Here is a 24440-nt window from a genome sequence, read left to right on the forward strand (position 1 = left end):
CAGAAGGTGGTGGGAAACGGTGTCCCGCAAAGTGCTGATCGCCTATGGGACCAAGAATGGTTCCACGGCAGAAATAGCCCAGGTCATTGCGTCGGTCATGCGTGACAGGGGTCTGGAAGCAGACGCCCGAGCTGCTGCTGAGGTCGAAGACGTCGCCCCCTATGACGCCGTGGTGCTGGGCGGCGCCCTCTACATGGGCCGCTGGCACAAAGACGCGCGGCGCTTCGCCCGACAGCACCGTCACATTCTTGCCGAGCGGCCGCTCTGGCTCTTCAGCAGCGGGCCCCTCGACCCGTCGGCGTCCGAGCGGGATCTTCCGCCGGTTCCCAGTGCAGGCCGTGCCGCGCGCCGGACACGGGCGCGTGAGCACGTCACCTTCGGCGGCAGGCTGGAGGCCGGTGCCAAGGGCCGTGTTGCCCGGATGATTCTTGAGGAGGGGCGGGGTGGTGACTACCGCGACATGAACAAGATCGCCGAGTGGGCCGCCGGGATCGCGAACGAACTGAGCGTCGGGGCGCAGTGAGTTGCGATGCTTTCGCCTGTCTGGAAGTGCCAGTGGCGTGAGCACCCGTTGCGCCGGCGTATCGACATCGTCGAAGCGTGGGTGCGCCTCGCTCTGGCCATGGTGCTGAGCGTGGGCGTTATGACATCAGGAGCGGCGGTGGTCTGGTCCGTGTACGCCGACGGCAGGACCGTCGCGGCCGATCAGGCGGCGTCCTGGCGTCAGGTCCGGGCCGAAGTTGTGCGCGAAGCTCCACAGCCGGATGCCTCTGTAGGGGAGACGGGGCGGGCGGACACGGTGCGCGCTGTGGTCCGGTGGGCCGCGCCGGACGGCAGCCATGTCCAGGGCGTCGCACTGGTGCCCTCGGGGCTGCAGCGTGGGCAGGGCGCCGATGTGTGGCTGGATGGCAAAGGCCGGCTTACACAGCCTCCGCTGAGTGAGCAGAACGTCGTGGCCGGTGCCGTGACGCTGGGTGTCTTTACCGCGGTCGCAGGAGTGGGAGTGGCTGCTGCGGCTGGTCTTGTTGTGCGGAGTGTCGCCGACAGGCGCCGTCTGACCGCCTGGGAGCGCGAGTGGCAGCAGGTCGGGCCGGGCTGGAGCCACCGCGACGCGTGATCTGGAAGACCACCTCCGTCCCCGTCTGAAGGAGTCTGCCGTATGTCTGCCTCACCCCATACCGTCAGTGACGTCATGACACGCGCCGTGGTCGCCGTGGGCCGCGGTGCGTCGTACAAGGAGATCGTCGAACTGATGCAGCAGTGGAAGGTCAGTGCCCTGCCGGTACTCGAGGGCGAGGGCCGGGTGATCGGTGTCGTCTCGGAGGCCGACCTGCTGCCCAAGGAGGAGTACCGCCTCGACAGCCCGAGCGCTGCCGAGCGGCCACCTACCGACCAGGGCAAGGCCGGTGCGGTGTTCGCCGAAGAGCTCATGTCGAGTCCTGCGGTCACGGTGCACGCGGACGCCACGATCGCCGAGGCGGCAAGGATCATGGCACGGCGGCGCGTCAAGCGGCTGCCCGTGGTGGACGGTGTCGGCCTGCTGAAGGGCGTTGTCAGCCGTAGCGATCTGCTGAAGGTGTTCTTGCGCTCGGACGAGGAGATCGCAGCCGAGATCCGTCACACTGTTCTCCTCGATGTGCCGACCACTGCGCGGGTCGAGGTCTCGGTCAAGGACGGCGTGGTCGTCCTGGGCGGCCGTCTGGACGATCGGGCGCTGGTGCCGCTGCTGGCGCGCGCCGTCCGCGCGGTGGAGGGAGTCGTCGACATTCGACTCGACCTCCACCCGTAGCCCATCCGTCGTCGACGGGTGCGTGTGCAGGAAGGGCGGGGACCGCACGCATTCGTCGCGTGTCTGCGGCGATCCGCCCACGGCACGTCATGCCCGTGCGCTCACACGCGTAAGCAGATTATGAAACTGGCGGGTCTGCATCACCAGGTGGGCCGGCTCCCAGAAGAGCACGTCCAGGGGCCGGGTCAGCAGACGCGGCCGGCTGCGCGAGCGCGTGCGGACGACCAGGCGGGTCATGTCCTCGGCGGCCGGGGCGAGGTGAAAACCCCAGATCGAGTCCACATACGCCCCAGGCACTGTGCCCGACGACGGGTCGAACGGACGGCCGAAGGGCAGCACTACGGACGAGCGCAGCACAAGGGTCTTCTGCGGCTCGAGAACCGCCACCGTGAACCAGGCGTCGCCGCTCGGCACGGCATCCAGCCGCTGTCCCACCACCAGCCTCTGCCAGTCCCCGACAATGCGGTCTGCGCTGGGCCGTCCGCCATTGTCCAACCGGTCCCAGCTGTACCAGCCCGCACGGTTGCACCCCATCTGCAGCAGCCACGGCCAAACCTCTCCAGGCGGTGCCGGCAACGTCGTTGCCATGGTCGACGACCCATCCGCGTCCGGCACCAGCTCATCGCCCGGGTAAGCGCGCGCTACCTCATCGCTGGATGCCCCCCAGGTCAGCAACCGGGGCCGGACGAGAGCGGTGTAAGCCCCCAGCGATGCAGCGGCCACCAGACTCACGGACGGCCCGCGTGCGAAGCGGTCTGTGTGCATGCGCCGAGCATCACGCCGACGACACTTGTCCGCCACCGGACGACAGCGGCCGTCGCCCGCAGCCGTTGCACCGCCCCAGTCGGATCGGCCCCGGCTGTGCGGGCCTGACAGCTGTCGCAGGGGAGCGGACGACGGGGGCTGCCCAGCTGGCACAGGTGGGGGCGAAGGTCCCTAACACGGGACATTTGGCCCTGTCGTACCTCATGGGCCGAGTCCCATTCTGGAAGCGCGGGAAGCAGCCTTCCGATCACCGGTGACACAGCGGAAAAGCGGCGAGCGCCATGCCAGACATCACCACCACGGACCTCTACGAGGTCATGGTGCCCAGTCTTGAAGAAGGCGCGGACAGAACCCCATCACTCAACCCGTTCACCAGGGGTGTGCCACCGCAGCGGGGCATCCCCCTCCCAGCTGGAGGACTGACATCCGCTGGGTACTCTCCCGCCGGTCTCTCCATGGCACCGGCCCCTGAGCCAAGGAATGCGCCACCGTCTTCCCCCGAGCCCCACCAGGACTCGAGCCCCTTGTCGCCTGGACCCCCGAGAGCGAAGCAGGCACTCCCCGGACGGGGACCTTCATGCCGCCCAGCTCCTGTCACGAGCGGCCGCACCCCTGCCGCGGATTCAGCTGCAGACCCGCCGCCCCCTCCCATCGCTGCTCTCATCAGACAGCAAGCGCCTCACGGTCCCTTGTGCGCTGACCGTGGCCGAGCAATGTCCGAGTGCCCCAACAACGAACGCGCGCGGTGCGTTCGGTTCCCAGCCTGAGCGAAGGAGCTGACTCTTATGACGACGCCTCCCGCCGTCTACCGCCCCGTGCGAGTCGAGGCGAGGCTGGATTCACCCTTGTCGCAATGGCTGTGGCTCGTGAAGTGGATCCTCGCGATCCCGCACTACCTCGTGCTCTTCTTCCTGTGGATCGCGTTCTTCCTGGTCAGCGTGGTCGCGTTCTTCGCGATCCTGTTCACGGAGCGTTATCCCCGCGGGTTGTTCGTCTTCAATCTCGGCGTGCTGCGCTGGACATGGCGCGTGTCGTACTACTCCTACGGCGCCCTGGGGACGGACCGTTACCCGCCCTTCAGCCTCGCAGAGGTCCCCGATTACCCCGCCCGGCTCTACATCGCCTACCCCCAGCGGCTGTCGCGAGGACTGGTCCTCGTCAAGTGGTGGCTCTTCGCCATCCCGCACTACATCGTCATCGGCTTCTTCGTGGGCGGCGCCCAGGGCGGGTGGTGGTCCACAGGACTGATCTCCGTGCTGGCAGTCATTGCCGCCGTCATTCTCACGTTCACCGGAAAGTACCCGAGAGACCTGTACGACCTGATCATGGGGCTCAACCGCTGGGTCCTGCGAGTGTCCGCCTACGCGAGCCTCATGACGGACGACTACCCGCCGTTCCGCCTGGACATGGGCGCCACCGAGCCGGACACCGGCCCGCTCTATGCGTGAGCCCCGCCGACGCCCGACAAGGGGCGTTCAGCCGCGAGGAGAGGTCGGGACCGCGCCTGTTGCCAGCACCGTCCGGGAGCGGGGAGGCGGCCTCCGTGCGCATCGTCTCTGCGCGAGGACAGTGGATGAACGTCCCTCGCCGTAGCTGTAAGGAGCTCGTCGTGCCTGATCAAGCCCTGGACGCGGCCGCAGTGCAGGCGCTGGTCGCGGATGCCACCGCCGCCCCCTCCATGCACAATGCCCAGCCGTGGCGGTTCCACCATGTACGGAACAGCAACGTCCTGCGCATGCGTATGGACCCCGCACGGGCGCTGCCGGCGGCCGACCCGCACAATCGGGGCCTGCACCTCGGGTGCGGCGCCGCCTTGTTCAACCTTCGCGTCGCCGCCGCCCACACAGGCTGGCGCGCGCGTGTATCCCTGCTGCCCGACGCGACCGAACCAGAGCTGATCGCCGACATCGCTTTCGTACGCCCGCCCGACACTGATCAGGACCTGGCCGGCCTTTACACGGCGGTACCCAGGCGGCACACGAATCGCAATCCATTCACCGACGAGGCCATCCCCCAAGCGGTGCTCGACGGGCTCAAAGGCGCCGCTGTCGCCGAGGGCGCCCGCCTGGCCTTCCTGAGCCCTTGGCAGGTGGACGCCGTACTCGAGCTCATGCAGGACGCCGAGACTCAGGAGGCGGCGGCCCCGGACGTGCAGGAGGAGGTTGCCCGGTGGACCCGTGCCCAAGCCGGGCGCACGTCTGCTGAGGGGATTCCCCGCGACGCCTTCGGACCCCGCCGGCACGGGGGCCGGGCGGTCGTGCGCGACTTCGAGGGCGGTCAGCACATCGACGGCCGCGAGACGGCGACGTTCGAGCACGCGCCGTGCCTGGCCGTCCTGGGCACCCAGCGAGACGGCCGAGCGGACTGGCTGCACGCCGGACAGGCCATGGAACGCGTCCTGCTGCAAGCAACCCTGGACGGGCTCGCCACCTCCCTCAGCTCCCACGCACTGGAATGGCCGGAGCTGCGCTGGGCCGTGCGTGACCCGCTCTCCGCCATGGGGCACGCCCAGATGCTGCTGCGTCTCGGATACGGCCCCGCTGCTCCGGCGACGCCCCGAAGGCCGGTGAGCGACGTGCTCGAGATCGTGTGAAAGCCGCACGGGGAACCGGCGCTGACGCGGGAGCTCTGGCGGGCCCCTGGCCGTCAGTGCGGGGCTGGAGCCGGGGGCGCGTCCCGCACGAAGATCCGCCGGCCGGTGATGCGGTCCGCCGTGACGGACACCCACAGGTCTCTCGCACCGCCTGCCCAAGGCAGGCTGTAGGCGTGCTCCGCAAGTGCGCGAACGGTCCCAGGATCCGTGACGGCGTGCGCCGTGCCGACGACCAGAACACTCCATCCCCGGCTGAACGCGTCGTCGATCCGGTCCACCTCGAAAGGCACCTCGTGCTCCACAGCCTGCGCCGGCAGGGCGTCGTGTGACGTCCTGAACACCACTTCACCCTCCCTGACCAGGTAGTTGACCGGCAGGATGGCAGGGCCTTCGCCGGACGTCACGCCGACCCGCCCCACACCGTGCGTGCCGAGCAGGGCCCAGCACTCTTCGTGATCGAGTTCCAGCAGCGCCGGGTGATAGGCGGCCCGGCCTGTACCCGGAGGCAGGTCGACACGCGCCCCGGACAGCTCGTCGGGAGTCGTCGACAGCGCGTCGGCCAGCTGCAGCAGGAAGCCGACTCCGGGACTGGCTGTCTGCTCCTCCACGTACTGGATGTATCCAGGTGCGGATCCGGCTCGGTGGGCCACCTCTTCGCGGGACAGCCCGAGCTGCTCGCGACGCGCGGCGACCCGCCGACCGAAGTCACCTGGCAAACCCTTCAGCACAGGGGCAGCGGATGCTGGCTGCGAATGTTCGGACATGTCGTCCACCTTCCTGGTCGGCATTCGTCGGCCATCTAGGGTCAGTCGTGCGGCACGACGGCAACGGGCGCCACCGAGTGGTGCACCACAGCGTGCGTCACCGCCCCGACATGGGCCCCGAGCCGCGCCTCGCGGTTCCTGCGCCCCACAACGACCAGCCGGGCATCGCGCGAGGACTCCACCAGATCCAGCGCCGGACGCCCTTGGCGCACCTGGCGGCTCACCGGCACGGCCGGGTATGTGCCGGTCCACGGCGCGAGCACGGTGTCCAGAGTCTTGTTCCGCTCGTTCGCGAGATCCGTCAGCTCCTTTGTCACCGCACCGGCAACGTCCGGCCCGAGGACGGGTGGCAGCGACCAGGTGTGCAGTACCCGCAGCCCGCAGCCGTACCGGTCGGCGCATGCGAACGCGAACTGCAGCAGGTCGCTGTTCGGATCGAAAAGATCCAGCCCCAGCACTACATCCCCTGACGGAGGGGACACCTGTGGTTTGTGGGGGCTGTCCGCCCGGACGAGAACCACTGGACGGCGGCTTCGGCCGAGTACGGCCAGCGAGACGGAACCGGCGACGAAGCCGGTGAGGGTTCCGATGTGCCGGGAGCCGAGCACCAGGAGCTCGGACCGGTCTCCCACCGCGCACAGGTCGGCAACGGGCTCTCCTGCGATGTGCTCCCTTGCGACCTGCAGGTCGGGATGCCCGCGGCGAAGACGCTCCGCAACAGAACTCAGAAGGTTGTCGGCCCACTTGCGCTGGGTGTCGGGATCCACCAACCGTGTGACGGCAGTGGCGTCGATGTTCCAGACGTGCACCAGACGCAGGGGCAGCGCCCGGCTCAGCGCTTCACCGGCGGCCCACTCTGCGGCCGACAGACTGTCTCGTGACTCATCGAGACCGACGGTGACACTTCGGGACATGGTGTGCTCCTCCCGTTGGCGAACACCCCCACCTACCACTCTGGTCGACGCTCTGCTCCCCCAAGAGGGGCCATACGGCCCTGTGAGGGCCGGACGGCCCCGTTCGTGCGACGCAGACCGGCACCCTGGTCCGGTCCATTACTGGCCACCCGGTGTCCATGTTGAGCAGCGGGCGACGCGACTCCTCGCGTATCGCGCCGAGCACCTGTCCGCAGCCCCTCTCGGACCTGCTCGGAGAGAGGAGGGCAGGCTGTTGCGACGGCTCGGCACCGGCATTGGCATTACCGCGACTGCCATCCTTGGACGACTGGGCAGGCGGTCAGCAGTGACCTGGAAGAGCGCTCGCAGGCCACTGTCCTCGGCCGCGGCTCGTCTCGCGGGCGATCCCCAGCACGACGGAGTCACAGCCATCGAGGTGGCGGTCACGACAGGCGCTCCGGGCTGCCAGTTGTGGGGCCGGTGAGCCGGCAGCGCACATCCACCACTCCCTCGACAGCACGGGTCAGGCGCTCCGCGACCGGAATGAGCGTGGCGTCCCGGACCTGACCGCTCAAGGTGACCCGGCCTTCCTCGACCTCCACAACAATGCCGGCGCGTGAGACGGGAAACAGGTGGTCGACCACCTCGTGGCGGACCTCGGCGGCAAGTTCCCTGTCGGGCCGCAGGAAGACTTTGAGCAGGTCCGCGCGGCTCACGATGCCTCTGAGGATTCCTGCCTCGTCGACCACGGGCAGGCGTTTGATCCGGTGCTGCGCCATGAGGCGTGCGGCCTGGGGCAGTGGGGCGTTGGGGTGGATGGTGACGGCCGGGCTCGACATCAGGTCCCGGGCGCTGACAGCGCCCGCCTTGGCGTAGTCCGCCAGCCGCTGTTTCTGGTCGATCAGCGTCGCGTCCGTGGCCCGAAGCTCCTCCTTGGGCATCAGGTCCGCCTCGGACACCACACCGATCACCCGGCCCTCGCCCTCCAGCACAGGCAGTGCGGTGACCCGCCACTGCCTCATCGTGGTCACGATCTCCTTGAACTGCGCCTCCAGACTCACGGCGGCCACGACGGAAGTCATCACATCGGCCACTGTGCTGGGGGACCGGCGCATCATGACGACGTCCCGTCTGCCGTGCGGTGTGCTGCTTGACCGGCTGTCTGCTCTTCCCGCGCGTCGGGTACTACGGCGACCGGACAGGCGGCGTGATGGAGCAGGGTGTGTCCGACTCGGCTCAGCTGCATGCCGAGTCGGCTGTGTCGCCGCCGGGCCCCGACGACCAGGATGTCCGCTGCTTCCGAGCGCGTCAGCGGTACCTTGCGGGCCGGTCCTTCGGCGGTGGCACGCAGCACCCGGACATCCGGGTAGGCCCGCTCAGGGGCTCGCAGAGCCTCTTCCAGGAGGACCGCCGCCTGGTCCTCGTAGTAACGGGACGGATCCCCGGCGAGGAGCGGATGGTCGGTCGGCTCGTGTGCCGGGCGACGCCAGGCTCGGACCGCCTCAAACGGGCACCCGCGCGCCCGCGCCTCGCGGAAGGCGAAGCGCACTGCCGCCGAGTCCACGTCGGCGTCGCCGATGGCGAGCAGCACCCGCTCATGTGTTCCGGCAATTCCGGCCGCATCACCGCGGACGACTGTCACCGGACACTGTGCGCCGGCGGCCACCGCCAGGCTCACCGAGCCGAGCAGAAGCCCGGCGATCTCGCCACGGCCTCGCACACCGGTGATCAGCGCGAACGCGTCCCTGCCCGCACGCAGCAGCGCACCCACCGGGTCTTCGGCCAGAACCTCCGTGATCGCCCTGACATCCGGAGTGCGCCGACGGACGCGCTCCGCCGCCGTTGCGACGATGTTCTCAGCGAGCACGCGCCCATCGGGCCGGCCGAGCGTGACAGCGAGCGCGGGCCGTTCGTACCGCTCCCACATCGACGCATGCACCAGTCGCAGCGGCACACCGTGGCGTACGGCTTCATCCGCCGCCCAGTCCGTGGCGCTCAAGCTGGGCTCGGAACCGTCGACACCAACGACCAGAGGCGACACCATGGCCGCCACCGCCTTTCATTCACATGCTGGGGGAGGGGTCCTTGTCACCGTCACACCGCCCCGCATCGTCCTGATAGGGCCGGTCGGCCCCCAGCAGCGTCCGGGCGGGGCCGGATCCTGAGGCGAGCCGCAGACGGCAGCGCGAGGAGCCCAGGGAAGGCGGCGAACGCAGAATCAGTCCGCGCGTACTACCGGGTGTGGGGAACGACTGCTACGGGGCAGGGCGCATGGTGGATCGCCGAATGCGTCACCGGGCCCAGACGCGCGCCGGCCGAGTCGCGGTGTCCGACGATGACCAGGCTCGCCCGGTCGGCAGCCATGAGCAGGCGATGCGCTGCACGCCCCTCGACCAGTTGGCCCGTCACGTCGACGTCCGGGTACTTCGCACCCCACGGCTGCAGTACAGCGCTCAGCGCCCGCTGTTTGTCGTCCCGCACGCTCTGTGCGCCGGGCCGCCAGGCGTGCAGGATCTCCAGCGGCGCGTCCCGGGCGGCCGCCGTCTGGAAGGCGAACGTGAGCAGCGCCTCGCCGGCGGATTCCAGGTCGATGCCAAGAACAACGGGGCGGTAGGGAGCCAGGGCAGAGCCCGCGATGGTGCCGACGTGCTCGTCCCGGGCCCGTTCACCGGCCCGTACGAGAACGACCGGCCCACGGGCACGGGCCGTCACGTCCAGGGCCACTGAACCGATCATGAAGCCTCCGATTCCGCTGAACCCGTACGAGCCCAGTGCCAGCATCTCGGAGCTTTCCGCTGCTGCGAGCAGAGCCTCGACCGGGGGCTCGGGAACTCGGCGGGGGACGAGCCCCAGGCCGGGGTAGACCGACAGGAGCCTTCGTCCGACGGTGTCCAGAGTGAGGTTCTCCCGCTCGGCCGGCACGTCGATCTCCGGTAGGTGGCTACGGGGAAGCGGTTCGTACCCCGCGTGGAGCAGCGTCAGCGGCAGGTCCCTCAGCACGGCCTCACGCGCTGCCCATTCGGCGGCGGCGATACTCTCGGCGGAGCCGTCGATGCCCGCGGTGATGGCTTTTCCCATGTCGCGCCCCTTGTTGGTGCTGTTCGGCGGATGACTGCGACTCCAGCTGGGCGCCCCCGCTAGGTGGGCAGCGTGACAGCGTCATGCCGGGGACCGCCCAGCACGACCTTGATCGCGCCGGTCTCCGCGGCCCGGGAGAACACCTCGTACGCCTCTTGCATCTGCCCCAGCTCGAAGTGGTGAGTGACCAGTTCGGCGGAGGGCAGCCGTCCCGCCGCCATCATGCGCAGCAGCAGCGGGGTCGAATTGGTGTCGACCAGTCCCGTGGTGATCGTGACGTCCTTGATCCACAGATCTTCGAGGTGCAGGGAGGCGGGCTTGCCATGGACGCCGACGTTCGCGACGCAGCCTCCAGGGCGCACCATCCGGGTGCACATCTCAAAGGTCTCGGGTACCCCGACCGCTTCGACGACGACATCGGCGCCCAATCCTTCGGTCAGGTCCGCGACCAGCGCTTCCGGCTCTTCGGCGGCCGAAACAGTGGCATCGGCACCGAGGGCACGTGCGGCGGCCAGCCGCGATTCGGCGAGATCGACAGCGATGATCTTCCCGGGTGTGTACAGCCGGGCGGCCGCGATGGTGGCCAGACCGATGGGTCCGGCGCCGACCACCACGACCGTGTCACCGGGGCTCACCCTCCCGTTGAGGACGCCGACCTCGTAGGCGGTGGGGAAGATGTCGGCCAGCAGGACCGCGTCGTGGCTGTCGACGGAGCTGGGCAGTGGATGGACCGACAGGTCCGCGAAGGGCACGCGTACGAATTCGGCCTGCGTCCCGTCGATGAGGTGGCCCAGCACCCAGCCACCGCCTCCGCGGCACTGCCCGTAACGGTTCTCCCGGCAGAAGCGGCAGCGCCCGCACGCCGAGATGCAGGAGACGAGGACTCGGTCACCCGGTCGCACGGTGCGTACCTCGCTGCCGATCTCCACGACCTCGCCCACAGCCTCGTGCCCCAGCACCGTGCCGGGCACGACCTCCGGCACATCGCCCTTGATGATGTGCAGGTCGGTACCGCAAATCGTTACGGCGTCGACCCGCACGACCGCGTCGGCCGCGTCCTTGATGCCCGGATCCGGAACGTCCTGCCAGGACGTCTTTCCCGGGCCTTGGAATACAAGAGCCTTCATGGCGTCGTCCTTCTTCCGATTCACTGCCTCACTACAAGCGTGGCGCGGCGAACGCTTTGGCGCCTGGGCCGGTCGGTCCCCGATGAGGGACGGTCGGCCCCGGGCCCCGGCACGGGGTGCAGAATCGATGCCCGCCCTTGACTACCCGCAGCGCCCCCACACTCGACTTGACCATCGCCCGGGCCCTTGTCGCAGCGGCGGCTGGCGGGGGCTACTTCTGGTGGGTCAGGGGGGCTCGCCAGACAAGTCGGCTGCCGCCCTCCGACGGCCTTTGGATCTCCAGGGCCCCGTCCAGGCTCTGGGCGCGCTCCGTGAGGTTCTTCAGCCCGCTGCGCCGGCCGCCGCGGGGGATGCCGACGCCGTTATCCGCAACCGTCAGGACAACCTCTTCTCCGGTGGCCTGCAGCGTCACCTCCACCCGGGTCGCCTGCGCGTGCTTGGCCGCGTTGCTGAGCGCCTCCTGGAGCGCCGCCATCACGTGGTCCGCCACGTGCGGTGGGACGTCTGTATCCAGCAGCCCTTCCATGCTCAGGTGCGGCGGGTGTCCCAGTGTGATCGCGGCTTCACCGACGGCCCGGGCCGCGCGTGCCCGCAGGCTGGGGCCCGCTCCCTCGTCGTGGGCACGCAGCCCGAAGATCGTCGAGCGGATGATCTTGATGGTCTCGTCCAAGTCTCCGACGGCCCGTGTCACCCGCTCGGCGGCGCTGGCATCGCCGATGAGACGAGCCGCGCTCTGCAGCGTCATGCCTGTGGCGAACAGCCGCTGGATGGCCAAGTCGTGCAAATCCCGAGCGATACGGTCCCGGTCAGCCAGCAGGGCCAGCTGTTCGGCGTCACGCCGCCGTTCGGCCAGCTCCATTGCGAGAGCGGCCTGCCCCGCGAAACCGAGCAGCGGCTGGAGCTCAGCATCCGTGAAAACGGGCTCCTGCGCAGTGCGTGCCAGCAGCAGCACGCCCCGCGCCTCCTCTGCCGCCCTCCCCAGCGGCACCGCCACCGCCGGCCCCAGCCCTTCGTACCTTCCCGGCCCGGCTGTGTACCGGGCGTCACCCTCCAGTTCCGTGGTGGTCACCGGTGTGCCGGCCCGGTACGCCGCCCCCGAAAGCGTCCCCTCGACCGGCACCACCAATCCCCGGCGGACCTCGCTGTCTACTCCCACGGCCAGCTCTACGACCAGGTCCTCGGTGCCCGCGACGGCTACGGACACTTCCGCGAGCCGCGCCCCGGTGATCTCCCGCGCCCGCCGCGCGATCAGTGCCAGCACGTCGATCCGTGGGCTGCCGGACAGCAGGCTTTTGGTGACCTCCGCGTTCGCCCCGAGCCACCGCTGCTGGCGCTGGGAGTCCTCGTACAGGCGGGCATTGTCGATGGCCACCCCCGCGGCCACCGACAGGGTCGAGATCACGGCTTCGTCCTCGGCGTCGAAGTCCTGCCCGCCCTGCTTGTCGGTCAGATAGAGGTTGCCGAACACCTCGTCCCGCACACGGATCGGGACACCGAGGAACGTGTGCATCGGAGGGTGGTGGGAGGGAAAGCCGTACGAAGCGGCATGCTGGCCCAGGTCGGTGAGCAGCAGCGGCTCGGGGTTACGGATGAGTTCACCGAGGAGTCCGTGCCCCGCCGGAAGGTGGCCGATCTTGGCGATCTGCTCCTGCGTCATGCCGACGGTCAGGAACTGCGACAGGCTGCGGCCGTCGGGACCGATCACGCCGAGCGCCCCGTACTGCGCGTCGACCAGCAGCGCTGCGGCTTCCACGATCCGCCGCAGCACCTGTGCGAGGTCCAGCTCGCGGCCCACGGAGACGACAGCCTCCAGTAAGCTGTGCACGCGGTCACGGGTGCCCCGGGCGGCGTTGATGCGAGCCTGCAGTTCCTCCAGCAGCTCGTCCAGACGCAGCTGCGGCATCCGTGACAACGGCTCGTCCACGCCCACCGGATTCTCCTCAGGTCGGTCAGCGGCCCGAGACCCACAGTATCGGCCGGGCAGGCCGACCAGCAGGCCGCGAGGGAACGGTCGTGCAGTCGCGGCAGCCTTTCGACAGTCCCCGACGCCGACGCGGGACCAGCGAAAGCGCCGAGCAAGTGGTCTCACCACAGCCGGGTTCGCTACTCGTCGGGAAGGACCAGCTCGACCGATTCGCCAGGTTGCACGGAGATCTCCAGGTCCCGCAGCCGGACGTCGATGGGCGTCCGGTCCGAGGTCGGCACGCTGATGCTCAGCTTCTTGGACCGCGTGCGCAGGCGTACGCCCCAGTGTCCGTGGTAGCGGACGGAGAACCCGTACTCCGACAGCTTCGGCGACGGCACCGGGTCGAGCCACAGGGCCCCCTCCCGGGTTTCCAGGCCGGTCAGGCCCCGTTGGACCAGGTCGAGGGTGCCGGCCATGGCGCCGAGATGCACGCCCTCTTCGGTGGTGCCGCCCTGGAGGTCGGCGATGTCGCCCTCCAGAGCCTCCTGGAAGTACGTCCACGCGTCCTCGCGCCGCACGCGGGAGAGCACCCAGGCGTGGACGAGCCCGCTCAGGGTCGAGCCGTGGCTGGTGCGCCGCAGGTAGTAGTCGACCGTCCGGCGCCATGCCGCGTCGTCGAGTTCGTATCCGAGTGTTCGGAACAGGTCGCTCAGTTCGGCGGGGGAGAAGAGGTAGCCGAGCATCAGGACATCGGCCTGCTTGGACGCCTGGTACCGGTTGACCGAGTCCCCTTCGGCCTCCAGGATGCGGTCGAGGCGGCGGATGTTGCCGTACCGGGCGCGGTAGGCGTCCCAGTCGAGTTCCGCGAGGTCGCCGTAGCCGTCGAACTGGCTGATCACCCCGTCGTGGAACGGCACGTGGAGCCGGCGGGAGAGGTCCTCCCAACGGGCCAGTTCGCCGTCGTCGATGCCGGTGCGTTCACACAGTTCCAGTCGGCGCGGTTCGGGGAGCGTCCGAACGACGTCGACCGCGCGCGCGATGACCCAGGCCGCGGTGACATTCGTGTACGCGTTGTCGTCCAGACCAGGGACCTCCGAGCCCGGGTACCCCTCGTGGTACTCGTCCGGCCCCACCACGCCCCGGATCCGGTAGCGCCCCAACGCCTCGTCGTACGTCGCGCAGCCAGCCCAGAAACGGGCGATCTGCGTCAGCATCTCGGCGCCCTTCGTCTCCAGGAACTCCACGTCGCCGCTCGCCTCGCAGTACTGCCACACGTTGTAGGCGACGGCGGAGCCCACGTGGCGCTGAAGCCTGGAATGGTCGGCAAGCCAGCGCCCGGAACGCGGGTTGAGGTGCAGCAGCTGCGTCTCCTCCCGGCCGTCGCTGCCGCTCTGCCACGGATAGCAGGCTCCAGCCCGCCCCGCGTCGCGGGCGGCGTTGCGGGCCGCCTCCAGCCTCCGATAGCGATAAAGGAGCAGGCCGCGGGAGACCTCGGGGAAGTGCAGGTTCAGGTAGGGCAGCACGAACAGCTCGTCCCAGAAGACGTGTCCACGGTAGGCCTCCCCGTGCAGACCGCGGGCCGGCACGCCCACATCGAGGTCCGCCGTGTGGGGGGAGAGCGTCTGCAGCACGTGGAAGAGGTGCAGGCGCAAAATGCTTCCGGCCTCGCCCGGCACGTCGAGCTCGGCCCTGCGCCACAACTGCTTCCAGGCCGCGGCGTGCGAGGCGAGCAGCGTGTCGAAGCCCGGCGCCCGGCCCACCCGGTCGACGGCGGCGTGCAGCGGATCGCTGATGGCCGGATCGCGGGAGGTCTGCAGCGCCACGGTCTTGTCCACCACGGCGGTACGGCCCGGTTCCAGTGCCAGGCGGAAGGTCTGAACGGCGCGCAGGGGCTCGTGAGCGCTGCGTACATCCTCCGCGGCGCCCTCCGCCGTCGTACGGGCCGCCATCCCGATACGGATGTCCGACGTGCTGGTGCGGCACCGCAGCCACACCGTGCCCGGAGCGGCGTCCCCCACGTCGACATGGACGAGGTGGCTGCCGTTCAGCTGCCGGTAGCGGGCCACGCCGCTATTGGTCACCGAACCGTCCAGGCAGGCCTCCACCTCGATGCCACCGGACCAGCCGTCGGCGGTGAACTCGGTGCGCAGCGCTCCGAGATGCGGGTCCGCCATGGAGACGAGGCGCAGCTGCCGGACGACGAGAGCGCGGCCGTCCGGAGCCGCGTACCGCGTTTTGCGCTCCAGCGTGCCCGACCGCAGGTCCAGGCTCTGGCCGTGCTCGACGAGTGCCGCACTGTCCGGGACGAACCACTCAGCGGCCTCCTCACCCGGGCCGGCTGCCATGCGGAAGCGCAGGGGCAGCCAGTTGGGCAGGTTCACCATGTCCTCGTTCTCGACCGGGCGCCCGGTGACGGTGGAGACGAGACGGTTGTAGCAACCGGCCGCGTACGTGCCCGGATAGTGCACGGCGTCAGCAGCGCACTCCGGTGCCGCCCCGCGCGTCGCGAAGTACCCGTTTCCCAGGGTGCACAGTGCTTCCCGCAGCCGCTCTTTCACTGGCTCGTAGCCCGCGTATTCCCAGGTCCACTCGGGCATCGTCACTCCTTGACGTCCTCGGTGAGCAGTTCGGACAGGTCCCGGACCACGATGTCCGCACCGTGCCGCAGCAGCGCGGCCCCGGTGTCCGGGCCGGCCGTGCGATCCACTCCCACCACCAGCCGGAATCCGCCACGCCCGCCCGCCTCCACACCGGCCAGAGCGTCCTCGACGACCGCGGCCTGCCCGGCGGGCACCCCGAGCCTCCTTGTCGCCTCCAGGAACAGCGCCGGGTCGGGCTTGCCGGGCAGGTGAAGCCGGGCGGCCTCGGCGCCGTCCACCAGGGCGTCGAAGAGCGGCAGGACCCCCGCCCGGGCCAGCAGCTCGGGCGCGTGCCGGGACGCCGAAGCAGCGGCCAGGGGCACACCCCGCTCACGCAGCGCCTCAAGAAGGCGCACGGTGCCGGGATAGGCCTCGATGCCGCCCTCGCGCAGCCGCTCCATGAAGATCCGCTCCTTGTACGCGGCCACGGCCGCGACCGTGCCGGTTCCGGGGCGGTCGTCGGGGTGACCGGGCGGCAGCGTCAGACCGCGGGAGTCGAGGAAAGAGGCTGCGCCGTCCAATCGCGACTTGCCGTCCACGTATCGCAGATAGTCGTCGCGGATGTCGAACGGCCGTCGCAGCCGGGAGTCCGCGGGAACGTGGTCCCGCAAACAGGCGTCGAAGGCCGCCTTCCATGCCGCGGCGTGCACCCGTGCGGAGTCGGTGATCACCCCGTCGGTGTCGAAGACGACCGCCCGCACATCCCGCCACACGGGAGATCCGCCATGGTGCCGGACGGCGCGCCCACCGCCGCTCACGGCCACCACGCCACGCGGACGGAGCCACAGGCGACGACGCATGGACGTACCGTCATCCCGCACCTCCCGCTCGGACGGCGGCCGGCGTCTGCCGGCCGGGGTGGTGGCGACCCTCCGTGCCCATCCTGCCGAGCCGCCCGGTGCGCCCGGTGGAGGACACGGCCGGCACGACGCGGTTCACCCGTCCCAGGTCCAGTCGGCGATCTCCGGCATGTCTGTGCCGTGTTCGCGGATCCAGGCGTGGTGGTGGGTGCGGGTGTCCGCCATGGCCTGGCGTACGCCGGCCGCGCGCACGCCGAGCCCGGGGGTGCGGTCGATGACGTCCATGACGAGGCGGTAGCGGTCGAGGTCGTTGCGCACGACCATGTCGAAGGGCGTGGTGGTGGTCCCCGTCTCCTTGTAGCCGCGCACGTGCAGGTGGGGGTGGCCGGTGCGGCGGTAGGCGAGCCGGTGGATCAGCCAGGGATAGCCGTGGTACGCGAAGATCACCGGCTTGTCGGTCGTGAACAGCGCGTCGTACTCGGGGTCGCTCATGCCGTGCGGGTGCTCCTCCTGCGGCATGAGGCGGGCCAGGTCGACCACGTTGACAACGCGTACGGCGAGGTCCGGAAGATGGCGGCGCAGCAGACCGGCCGCCGCGAGGACCTCCTGGGTCGGGACGTCGCCCGCGCAGGCGAGCACAACGTCGGGCTCCCCGTCGGCGGTTTCGGTCCCCGCCCATTCCCAGACGCCCAGGCCGCGCGCGCAGTGCAGACGGGCCTCCTCCAGCGAGAGCCAGTCGAAGTACGGCTGCTTGCCGGCCGCGATGACGTTGACGTGGTCGCGGCTGCGCAGCGCGTGGTCGGCCACGGACAGCAGGGTGTTGGTGTCCGGGGGGAGGTAGACCCGGACGACTTCGGGGCTCTTGTTGAGGACGTGGTCGACGAAGCCCGGGTCCTGGTGGGAGAAGCCGTTGTGGTCCTGGCGCCAGACGTGTGAGGTCAGCAGGTAGTTGAGGGAGGCGACGGGGGCGCGCCAGGGCAGTGCACGGGATGTCTTGAGCCACTTGATGTGCTGGTTGACCATCGAGTCGACGATGTGGACGAACGCTTCGTAGCAGGAGAACAATCCGTGCCGGCCGGTGAGGAGGTAGCCCTCCAGCCATCCCTGGCAGGTGTGCTCGGAGAGGATCTCCATCACGCGGCCGTGCCGGTCCAGGTGCTCGTCGCTGTCCAGGGTCCCGGCCTGCCAGGCCTTGCCGCTCGCTTCGAAGACCGCCTGGAGGCGGTTGGACGCTGTCTCGTCCGGTCCGACGAGGCGGAAGTCGCGGCGGTGGGCGGTGTCTGCCATGACGCTTTCCAGCAGGTCGCCGAGGATCCGGGTGGGTTCGTGCCGCGTCGCGCCGGGTTTGTCGACGGGTACGGCGAACCGTTCGAGCGGCGCGATGGGCAGCTCCCGCAGGAGCAGGCCGCCATTGGCGTGCGGGGTCGCGCCGAGCCGTTGGTCGCCTTCCGGTACGCAGGCCAGAACCTCGGGGCGGGGCCTGCCGTGCTCGTCGAAGAGCTCCTCGGGGCGGTACGAGCGCAGCCATTGCTCCAGCTGGGCGAGGTGCGCGGGGTTGTCACGTACTGCGGCGAGCGGGACCTGGTGGGCGCGCCAGGTGCCTTCGACCGGCTGCCCGTCGACCTCGGCGGGGCCGGTCCAGCCCTTCGGCGTCCGCAGGACGATCAGGGGCCAGCGCGGGCGTTCGGTCGCGCCGCCGGCCCGCGCGTCCCGCTGGATCCTGGCGATGCCGTCGACGGCGGTGTCCATGGCGGCCGCCATGGCACGGTGCACCTCGCGGGGGTCGTCGCCGGTGACGTGCAGGGGCTCGTGCCCGTATCCGCGCAGCAGCTCGTCGAGTTCCGCCTCGGGGATCCGGGCGAGCACGGTCGGGTTCGCGATCTTGTAGCCGTTGAGGTGCAGGACCGGCAGGACGGCTCCGTCGTGAACGGGATCGAGGAACTTGTTGGAGTGCCAGGAGGCGGCGAGCGGCCCGGTCTCGGCCTCGCCGTCGCCGATGACGCAGGTAACGAGCAGCTCCGGGTTGTCGAGGGCGGCGCCGTAGGCGTGCGACAGGGCGTAGCCGAGCTCACCGCCCTCGTGGATGGACCCCGGGGTCTCGGGTGCGACGTGGCTGGGGACCCCGCCGGGGAAGGAGAACTGCCGAAAGAGGCGTTCCATCCCGGCTTCGTCCCGACTCACATCGGGATAGGTCTCGCTGTAACTGCCCTCCAGCCAGCTGTTGGCGAGCACGGCGGGGCCGCCGTGACCGGGCCCCCAGACGCACAGCGCGGAGATGTCCCGCTGCCTGATGATCCGGTTCAGGTGCGTGTGCACCAGGTTGAGGCCGGGTGACGTACCCCAGTGCCCCAGCAGGCGCGGCTTGATGTGGGCGGGTTCCAACGGCTGTTTGAGCAGCGGATTGCCCATCAGATAGATCTGCCCGGCGGCCAGGTAGTTGGCGGCCCTCCAGTGGGTGTCCAGAGCGGCGAGGTCTTCGTCCGTCAGCGTGGAGCGTTCGTTCCGCTTGGCCCTGCGCATCTGTTCCTCCGACTTGTGCGTACGAACGTTCGCCGCTCTCGATCGAGCGGGACACTGCGTGCCTACGTAGAGTGACATATCGGATCAATGCGTGACGAGAGGCCGCACGGCCCTGCCCCACATCCACAGGTCCCGCGGTGATGACGAACCGCGGGCAGCCGAGCACCCACAACCTGGAAGCAGTTGCCGAACACTCGACGGCGAGGACCGGAACACGATAGGTCGCTCAACAAGGCGACCGAACCTCACGAGGTGGGACCATTCCGCGCGATCTGTCCTTGCCAACAACCGGAGAGGGAAGAGACACCTCAATGAAGTGGCTTGTCACACTGGCCGGAGCAGGTCTCGTCCTGGTCAGCCTGCGGGATGTGTTTCACACGCTCTGGCACCCCACGCGCCACGGAGGTTTGAGCCGGCGCGTCATGACGGCCTTCTGGCGACTGTCCTCCCGGCTCGGCCGCTGTCGCGCCGCCGGTCTGGCCGGCCCGCTCGCCATGGTCACGGTGGTGGCGCTGTGGGCGTCCACCGTCACGATCGGCTGGGCACTCGTCTACTGGCCGCATCTGCCCGACGCCTTCTCCTTCACCGCCGGCCTGGAACCTGCCGAGCATGCGGGGTTTCTGGACGCGCTCTATATCTCCATGGTCACCGTGGCCACCCTCGGCCTGGGCGACATCGCCCCGGAGAACGGATGGGTGCGCATTTTCGGGCCCATGGAAGCCATCGTCGGCTTCGCCCTGCTGACCGCCGCCGTCACCTGGGTCCTCGGCATCTACCCCGCCCTGGCCCGCCGCCGCGCACTGGCCCTGCGCCTTTCCCACCTACGGCGCACCCGCACCACGACGCGACAACTGGACTCCGCCGCCGGGGCGTCCATCCTCGACAGCCTGGCCTCCGGCGTTGCCACCGTGTCCGTAGATCTGCTCCAGTACGCCGAGTCCTACTACTTCCACGACGGCGACGAGCACACATCCCTCGCCAACAACATCGGATACGCGCAGGAGCTTGCCGAACTGGCCGCTACCACGAAACGCGACGACGTCCGCCTGTGCGGAGACTTACTGGGCACGGCGCTTGAGGACCTCGCGCTCATCCTCGAGCAGCGCTTCCTCCCCGCACAGGGAACCGGTGCGGCGACATTCGTCGCGTTCGCACGGGACCACGGTGCTCGGCGCGGGTCCGACTGACGAGGTCGAAGTCGGGTTTCCGCTTCGACAGCTCGCCGTTCGAGATCCTGCTGTGTCACTTGCCGGCGCGGTGCAGCCTGATGTTCTTGTTGACGAAGAGGTGGACGTAGCCGCAGTGTGCGCAGCTCAATCCGGTTGCCGACTCGTCCGCCCAGGCGAGCTTCAGAAACTCAAGCAGCGAGGCGGACACCGACAGGGGGACGCCACGACCACGAGTGCCGCGGAGAACAGCACGATGGGGAACGTCGCCGTAGCATGCAGGAACTCGTCCATCCCTCTTCCTCCTTGATCCGCGCTGCGGGCGGCTGCACCCACTGCGCCCCGGTGCAACTTCCAGGCGATGGCGTCGATCACTATTCGGTGGTCCCGCCACCGGCCACCCTGCTTGGTGTCCGGTCTGGAAGCAACGGCTCGATCCGCGCCCACTGCGCGTCTGTCAACGGCACACCCGGACAAACGGGCAGACGATTTGGAGGGAGCGACTACGCGTAGCCGGTGCCATCGGCCTTGCCGGCAGCTGTCCACCAGGTCATCAGTCGGGCCGCCATCGCTTCCGGCTCTGGCGGCAGAGGGGTATGACCGAAGTGATCCTCCAGCTCGTGCCGCAGAAACTCACAGATCTCCGTCTGGTCGGCGCCACCCCGGAGCCGCTGGAGGAGAGGGCGAGCATGCAGTCGTACTCGTCCTGCACATGATCAGCGACGCCGATCGGATCCCACTCATTGAGCAGATGCCGCAGGCCGTTCTCGGTGACGCCGGTTCTAGGGTCCGTCTTCAAATGATCGTTCGATGATGGATCATGGTGTCGTGATTCGTCGCCATGAACTGTCCAATGCCGAGTGGGAGTTGCTGGCCCCACTGATACCGAGTGCCGGCAGAGGCCGGCCTCGCGCGGAGGACCGCAGGGTCATCAACGGGATGGTCTACAAGATCCGGACCGGAGTTTCCTGGCGTGACCTGCCGGAACGTTACGGCTCGTGGAAGTCGGTCTACACCCGCTTCCGCCGCTATGCCATCGACGGAGTGTTCACCCGGGCCTTGCAGCAGATCCAGGCCCAGGCCGATGCGGCGGGTGACATTGACTGGCTGGTCCAGATCGACTCCACCATCATCCGCGCCCACCAGCATGCCGCCGCCACGGGGCGAAAAGGGGGAAGCGCCGGACGGACGAACCGGACGATCACGCCCTCGGCCGATCCCGAGGAGGCCTGACCACCAAAATCCATCTTGCCTGTGATGGCCGCGGTCGGCCCTTGGTCGTACTGATGACTCCCGGTCAACGGCACGACGGCATCTGCGCACGACCGCTGCTCGAACGCATCCGGGTGCCCCGCGCTGGCCTGGGCCGGCCCCGCTGCCGATCGGACCACGTTATCGCCGACCAGGCCTACAGCTCACGAGGGTTCCGCGCCTACCTGCGCAAACGCGGCATCGGACACACGATCCCGGAGAAGAGCGACCAGAAACGGCACCGCCGGAGCCGAGGCCGCCGAGGTGGCCGACCCACAGCCTTCGACAGCGAGATCTACCGCCGCCGCAACACCGTCGAACGCTGCTTCAACCAGCTCAAAGGTCCGAGGCATCGCCACCCGCTACGAGAAGACCGCCACCTCCTACGAAGCAGCGGTCACACTCGCATCACTCCTGCTCTGGGCAAGATCAATTTGAAGACGGACCCTAGATCGCATCGCCCCAGGATGTCAGCCGGGAATTGCCGTCATCACTCGCCCCCACCTTGATCCGAACGAAACCGCCTGGCTAGATCAGATGCGCTCGAACCCCCGTACGCGCTAAGTATCCCTGGCTGGGGGGGGAGGGAAGCCGAGCTGCGTCACAGAGCATGACCGGACCCATTGCCGCAGACGCTTTGCAGCTGCCGCTTCTCTCCGACCGGATTCATTTGGTGAGGAGGGCGCCGGTGGGTCGGGGCCGTGTTGAGCTGCGTCACCGTGCCAGCGCGGAGCTCCCCGGCAGTGGCCGACCATTCACAGGGCCCTCCTCACAGACGAGGATTGCACAGTGCAAAGAAGAGTTCCAGGGTTCGGGCTTACGCTCCGCACCTTGTGCCCCTTCCGGGGGCGAGTCCTACTTCTGTGTCACCGCGGCTTCGACTTCCTGCAGGGTTGCGCTGCCGACGAGTCCGGTGTCCTCCAGGACTTCGAGGTGGTCGAGGACGGTCTGGTTGGCCTGGCGGGCGTGGCGGCGGATCAGGTCGTTCTGGGTTGCTGCCCTGACTTCACCGATCGTGGCGAAGATCTTTCCGTGCGAGGCACGCAGGAGGTTGGCGAAGATGCGGTCGAACTCGGCTCCTCGGGCGTTCTCCATCTGCCGGACGAAGCCTTGCTGTTCCGGGGTTGCCTGGTCGGGAAGCTCGACGCCGAGGATCCTGGCATCCTCGCGGACCAGCTGGTCGAGCTTGCTGTGTCCGTCGATCAAGTGCAGTCCGGCGCGCTTGACGGCTTCGCTGGAGGCGTGAGTCTGAGCCAGCCGGCCTGCGGGAATTTCCCACAGCCCGGCTTGCCGCACCTGCACAAGGAAGGTCCTGTCCACCTCCGTCGCGGGCTGCGGCCCCTTTGTTGCCGTTTGCGTACCGGTCTCGTCGGTGCCGGGCCGCGCGTCGGGGCCAGCGGAATGGTCACTGCTGTGGCGCGGAACGCCCGTGGCCGCCGGACTGGCCGCTGCTTCGCCGTCATCGCCCCGCACCACGATGAGCATGGTGCTCACGGCGGCGCAGAGCGCGACGATGGCCGCGATTGCCCGCAGCGAGATCCTGGACTGTGCCGCGCGTCGGTTCGGACGCATGATGCCTCCCGGTTTGGCATGGGAACTTGTCGTTTATGTGGTCGGGAGCTGTCTGTCGGCGGCTGGCACGGCGCGCAGCAGGGAGTACGGATGTCAGCGCCGAGATGTTCAGGGCCGTGATCCGGGCGCCTTCCTCTGCCGTCAGAAGGGGTGCCGGCACGGCGTGGTTACGCCTTCGGCTTGGGTGGTGGCCTGAGGGGTCTCGCAGAGGCTCCGGTACCACGGGGCGCGAGGGCCGTACCTGCGGGCCACCGTCCAGAAGCGGCCCTGCGGTCACGCTCGACGGCCTCGATGACCACTGGCCGGCTCGCCTCGCAGCCGCGTCCCATGGAGAGGAGAAGCAGCAGTCGGGTGCCGAGAACTGGTCCAGGCTGCCCAGTACAGGTGGGGACCTGCATGAGGTCGTCGCCTCACCAGGCGGCAGACGCGTGATCGTGGGCGATGTCCAGGGCAAGGGCCTGGAGGCGGTCGAGACCGCGGCTGTCGTACTCGGTGCCTTCCGGGAGGCCGCGTATGACGAACCCGACCTGCGGTCCGTGGGCGCACGGCTCGAACGGGCTGCCGACCGGGAACTGAGGGGCGAGAAGTTCGTCACCACGGTGCTGACGGAGATCGGTGACTATCAAAGCGTCACTCTGCTCAACTACGGTCACCCAGCTCCCCTGTTCGTTCGCTCCGACGGCACAGTGGACTTCGCCGAGCCCCCGTGCATCGCGCTGCCGCTCGGCCTCGGAATGAGCGGCACGAGCGGACCGGAGCCGTACGACGCAGTCTTCCGTCCCGGGGACCAACTCCTGCTGTACATCGACGGTGTCACGGAGGCCCGCGACCGAACGGACCGCTTTTATCCCCTCAGTGAGCGAGCGGTCCTGCTCGAGGACCCGGACCCCGAGGCGGCTCTCCAGACTCTGCGGGCGGACCCAGTCGAGCACGTCGAGGGGCCGTTGGGCGACGATGCGGCCATGCTGCTGCTCCGATACCACGATCCTGCGTAGGTCCGCGGCGCCGGTTTGCTGGGGTGCGGGTAGTGGAGCAGCTCGGGCACGGTAGAAAGGGGCGGTGGCCGAGAGCTCGAAGCCCCTGCGGGGCATGGATGACGTTGATGCGGTGACCCGTGCGGTGCTGACCGCCTCCCGTCTGCTGGTCGCTGTCTCCGCACGCTCTCTGGCGGCTGTCGAGGACCGTGTGACGCTCCCACAGTTCCGACTGCTGGTGGTGCTGTGCACCCGCGGCCCGGCCAAGCTGGTGGTGCTGGCCGACCGGCTCGGTGTCAATCCTTCGACCGCGATGCGCATGATCGATCGGCTGATCGCGGCCGGCCTGGCGGACCGCCAGACCAATCCCGCCAACCGACGCGAGACGGCGCTCAGGGTGACGGACGAGGGACGCAGGCTGGTGGACGAGGTCACCGCCTCACGACGACAGGAGATCGCGGCGATCGTGGAGCGCCTTGCTCCGGAACAGCGCTCGGTCCTGATCGACGCCCTCACCGCGTTCACGGAGGCGGCAGGAGAACCGGCTGTCCTCGACGGAGACGCCGGCTTGCATCCACTGGGCTGGTTGGAGGGTCCCTGAAA

The 24440-nt window shown here is 69.1% G+C and carries 19 protein-coding genes and 2 pseudogenes; 9 read left to right on the forward strand and 12 right to left on the reverse strand.

What is annotated here, in order from left to right; genetic code table 11:
- The first annotated feature begins 19 nt into the window (after window positions 1-19).
- From E2E34_RS00130 to E2E34_RS00140, 3 genes are read left to right on the forward strand one after another with little or no spacing between them, the layout of a single operon-like run.
- Window positions 20-523, forward strand: a complete 504-nt coding sequence (locus E2E34_RS00130) for a flavodoxin domain-containing protein (RefSeq protein WP_138899872.1) — start codon at window positions 20-22, stop codon at window positions 521-523.
- Window positions 524-529: 6 nt separating this feature from the next.
- Window positions 530-1117 (forward strand): Rv1733c family protein, encoded by a 588-nt coding sequence (locus E2E34_RS00135; RefSeq protein WP_138899838.1) that lies wholly within the window; start codon window positions 530-532, stop codon window positions 1115-1117.
- A gap of 42 nt (window positions 1118-1159) precedes the next feature.
- The gene (locus E2E34_RS00140) at window positions 1160-1789 is read left to right on the forward strand and encodes a CBS domain-containing protein (protein ID WP_138899839.1); all 630 of its coding nucleotides are present in this window, start codon (window positions 1160-1162) and stop codon (window positions 1787-1789) included.
- 87 nt (window positions 1790-1876) lie between these two features.
- Here the strand turns inward: E2E34_RS00140 and E2E34_RS00145 are convergent, their stop codons facing one another.
- Entirely contained in the window at window positions 1877-2554 is a 678-nt protein-coding gene (locus tag E2E34_RS00145; protein WP_138899840.1) for a hypothetical protein, read from the reverse strand.
- A gap of 785 nt (window positions 2555-3339) precedes the next feature.
- Here E2E34_RS00145 and E2E34_RS00150 point away from each other — a divergent pair.
- Together E2E34_RS00150 and E2E34_RS00155 are read left to right on the forward strand one after the other, a co-directional pair.
- Complete coding sequence (locus tag E2E34_RS00150) at window positions 3340-4002, forward strand: DUF4389 domain-containing protein (protein ID WP_138899841.1); 663 nt, start codon at window positions 3340-3342, stop codon at window positions 4000-4002.
- 125 nt (window positions 4003-4127) lie between these two features.
- Window positions 4128-5147: an Acg family FMN-binding oxidoreductase gene (locus tag E2E34_RS00155; protein ID WP_138899873.1), complete on the forward strand. Its 1020-nt coding sequence runs from the start codon at window positions 4128-4130 to the stop codon at window positions 5145-5147.
- A gap of 53 nt (window positions 5148-5200) precedes the next feature.
- On the opposite strand, the gene E2E34_RS00160 is transcribed toward E2E34_RS00155, so the two are convergent.
- The 10 genes from E2E34_RS00160 to E2E34_RS00205 form a co-directional block, all read right to left on the reverse strand.
- Window positions 5201-5911, reverse strand: a complete 711-nt coding sequence (locus E2E34_RS00160; RefSeq protein ID WP_138899842.1) for a helix-turn-helix domain-containing protein — start codon at window positions 5909-5911, stop codon at window positions 5201-5203.
- Window positions 5912-5952: 41 nt separating this feature from the next.
- Window positions 5953-6825 carry a universal stress protein gene (locus tag E2E34_RS00165; RefSeq protein WP_138899843.1) on the reverse strand — a complete coding sequence of 291 codons (873 nt, stop codon included), beginning with the start codon at window positions 6823-6825 and terminating at the stop codon, window positions 5953-5955.
- Window positions 6826-7247: 422 nt separating this feature from the next.
- A complete protein-coding gene (locus E2E34_RS00170) occupies window positions 7248-7919 on the reverse strand; it encodes a CBS domain-containing protein (RefSeq protein ID WP_208765103.1) in 672 nt (223 codons plus the stop codon).
- A complete protein-coding gene (locus tag E2E34_RS00175; RefSeq protein WP_208765098.1) occupies window positions 7919-8848 on the reverse strand; it encodes a universal stress protein in 930 nt (309 codons plus the stop codon). The genes E2E34_RS00170 and E2E34_RS00175 overlap by 1 nt, the downstream gene beginning before the upstream one ends.
- Before the next feature lie 188 nt (window positions 8849-9036).
- Window positions 9037-9882, reverse strand: a complete 846-nt coding sequence (locus E2E34_RS00180; RefSeq protein ID WP_138899846.1) for a universal stress protein — start codon at window positions 9880-9882, stop codon at window positions 9037-9039.
- Between the two features lie 59 nt (window positions 9883-9941).
- Window positions 9942-11009, reverse strand: a complete 1068-nt coding sequence (locus E2E34_RS00185; RefSeq protein WP_138899847.1) for an alcohol dehydrogenase catalytic domain-containing protein — start codon at window positions 11007-11009, stop codon at window positions 9942-9944.
- Window positions 11010-11220: 211 nt separating this feature from the next.
- Entirely contained in the window at window positions 11221-12939 is a 1719-nt protein-coding gene (locus tag E2E34_RS00190; RefSeq protein WP_138899848.1) for a sensor histidine kinase, read from the reverse strand.
- A gap of 173 nt (window positions 12940-13112) precedes the next feature.
- Window positions 13113-15512, reverse strand: coding sequence for a glycoside hydrolase family 65 protein (locus E2E34_RS00195; protein WP_138899849.1), 2400 nt, complete (start codon window positions 15510-15512; stop codon window positions 13113-13115).
- 2 nt (window positions 15513-15514) lie between these two features.
- On the reverse strand, window positions 15515-16312 hold the full coding sequence (locus E2E34_RS00200) for an HAD family hydrolase (RefSeq protein WP_425573447.1): 798 nt from the start codon (window positions 16310-16312) through the stop codon (window positions 15515-15517).
- A 177-nt stretch (window positions 16313-16489) separates the two neighbouring features.
- Entirely contained in the window at window positions 16490-18874 is a 2385-nt protein-coding gene (locus E2E34_RS00205; RefSeq protein WP_138899851.1) for a phosphoketolase family protein, read from the reverse strand.
- 422 nt (window positions 18875-19296) lie between these two features.
- Between E2E34_RS00205 and E2E34_RS00210 the strand changes: the two genes are divergently transcribed.
- Complete coding sequence (locus E2E34_RS00210) at window positions 19297-20061, forward strand: potassium channel family protein (RefSeq protein WP_341870198.1); 765 nt, start codon at window positions 19297-19299, stop codon at window positions 20059-20061.
- An 810-nt stretch (window positions 20062-20871) separates the two neighbouring features.
- Window positions 20872-21729, forward strand: a pseudogene (locus E2E34_RS00225) (IS5 family transposase).
- A 417-nt stretch (window positions 21730-22146) separates the two neighbouring features.
- On the opposite strand, the gene E2E34_RS00230 reads toward E2E34_RS00225, so the two are convergent.
- Window positions 22147-22863: a DUF4142 domain-containing protein gene (locus E2E34_RS00230; RefSeq protein ID WP_138899853.1), complete on the reverse strand. Its 717-nt coding sequence runs from the start codon at window positions 22861-22863 to the stop codon at window positions 22147-22149.
- A gap of 383 nt (window positions 22864-23246) precedes the next feature.
- On the opposite strand from E2E34_RS00230, the pseudogene E2E34_RS00235 reads away from it, so the two are divergent.
- Together E2E34_RS00235 and E2E34_RS00240 are read left to right on the forward strand one after the other, a co-directional pair.
- Window positions 23247-23858, forward strand: a pseudogene (locus E2E34_RS00235) (PP2C family protein-serine/threonine phosphatase); the annotation flags it as partial.
- 94 nt (window positions 23859-23952) lie between these two features.
- Window positions 23953-24438 carry a MarR family winged helix-turn-helix transcriptional regulator gene (locus tag E2E34_RS00240; protein ID WP_138899876.1) on the forward strand — a complete coding sequence of 162 codons (486 nt, stop codon included), beginning with the start codon at window positions 23953-23955 and terminating at the stop codon, window positions 24436-24438.
- The last annotated feature ends 2 nt before the right edge of the window (window positions 24439-24440 follow it).

This window comes from Streptomyces albidochromogenes (assembly GCF_005981925.1).
Lineage (GTDB): Bacteria > Actinomycetota > Actinomycetes > Streptomycetales > Streptomycetaceae > Streptomyces > Streptomyces albidochromogenes.